The 1,752-nt window shown below is 71.6% G+C and carries 2 protein-coding genes; both read left to right on the top strand.

Features of this window, described 5'->3' with window-relative positions; genetic code table 11:
- Window positions 1-1,196, top strand: a 1,196-nt coding sequence (locus tag ACZ5CR_RS44510; protein WP_468869188.1) for a sensor histidine kinase, incomplete at its 5' end; no start/stop codon positions are given.
- A partial coding sequence (locus ACZ5CR_RS44505; protein WP_468869186.1) for a response regulator occupies window positions 1,186-1,752 on the top strand: 567 nt, incomplete at its 3' end. The genes ACZ5CR_RS44510 and ACZ5CR_RS44505, both read left to right, overlap by 11 nt.

The raw sequence follows: 1,752 nt of genomic DNA, 5'->3' as shown, positions 1-1,752 counted from the left end.
AAGCCCTGGCAGCACGAGCGAAGGACCGTAACGCCGACAGGGGGAGTAACGACGTGGTGGTGTCCGGAGGAGTGGCGCCCGGCGCGGTGCTCGGGGCGGGGGGCGAGGGGGTCGTGGAGACCGTCATCGCCGCGTACGCCGAGAAGTTGCGGGCGGTGTCCAGTTCGCTCGTGCTCGATGCGGAGCTGTGGCAGGGGTGCGAGCGGCAGGCCCGGGCGATTGTCGCGGACTGTCTGCGGTCCCTGGAAGGGCCTGCCGCCGGGGCGGGGCGCGGGGGGCTGGACGACGACGCGGAGTTCGCGTCGATGGCCCTCGGAGCCCGGCGGGCCTTGCAGCGGGCGTCGTCCGACGATTCGGTGGCCGCGGCGCACATTCTCTTCGACGTCGTACTGAAGAACCTGAGCGGCCTTGCGGACGGGCTGCCGCAGGACGAGCGGGTGCCCCGGCTGCTGCGGGCCGTCGAGACGCTGCACGCCAGCATCAAGACCCGGGTGCGGGCCGCGTTCATCGGCTACGACGCGTTCATGGCGCACAGCGTGGGCGCGGCCACCTCCGTCGAGCAGTCGCGGCTCGCCGGGGACATCCATGACCACATCGGCAGCAATCTGAGCCTGGTGCTGCGGTGCCTTGAGCTGCATGAGGCCGAGGCGCGGACGGAAGCCTTTGGGCGGGACCGGATCGGTGAGGCCAAGCGGGCGCTGCAGGAAGCGATCCGGTTCTCGCGGGAGCTGGTGAGCGGGCTGCGCTCGGACGGGTCGGGATCGGGGCTGCGCGCCCAGCTGGAGGAGTACGTCGCCACTCTCGACCCCGGCACCGCGGACCTGGAGATCGATATCCAGGTCAATGGGGGCGAGGGCTGGCTGGCGTCCCAGTACCAGGAGGAGATCTTCCTCGTCGTACGGGAGTGCCTGTGGAACGCGGTGACCCACTCCGGGGCCTCCACCGTCTCCGCGGAGGTGAACATCACGCCGCATGTGGTCACCGGCCTCGTCGAGGACAACGGGAAGGGCTTCGATCCCGAAGCGGCCGTGTCCGGGCGGAGCGGCGGCAGTGGGCTCGCCTCGATGCGGCAGCGGATCGGAGCCATGGACGGTGCCCTGTCCGTCAGATCGCGGGAGGGGATCGGCACCCGGATACAGCTGCGGGTGCCCAACCCCGCAGGGCCCGTCGAGTCCGGGAACGTCCGTGGCTGGTGACCGGGACATCCGGGTGCTGGCGGCCGATGATCACCGGCTGCTGCGCTCGGCACTGTGCGAACTGCTCGACCTGGCCCCCGGGATGACCGTGGTGGGGCAGGCCGACGACGGTCCGTCCGCCGTGGCGCTGGCCGCCGCTCTGCGCCCGGATCTGGTGCTCCTCGATGTGGAGATGCCGGGACCGGGGCCGCGGGCGACGCTGCGGGAGCTGCTGCACACCGTGCCCGGGGTGCGGGTCGTCATGCTCTCCATGCACAGCGACCGGAAGCTGGTGCAGTCGCTCCTGGACGCGGGCGCCGCCGGGTTCGTGCACAAGGGCGTCAGCCAGGACGCCCTCGTCGCCGCGATGCGCAGTGTGATGGCCGGCGGCAGCGTCACCTGCCTGGAGGGGACGGATGCCGGTCCCGCGGCTCCCGCCGACGGGCAGGCCGGGCCGCTCACCGCGCGCGAGCGCGAGGTCCTGGAGTGTGTGGCCAAGGCCATGAGCAACCGGCAAATCGGCCGCAGCCTCGCCATCACCGAAGGCACCGTCAAACGGCATCTGCGGAACATCTTC

The organism is Streptomyces sp. NPDC031274, assembly GCF_055570235.1.
This window is presented reverse-complemented; position numbering and strand designations above follow the sequence as displayed.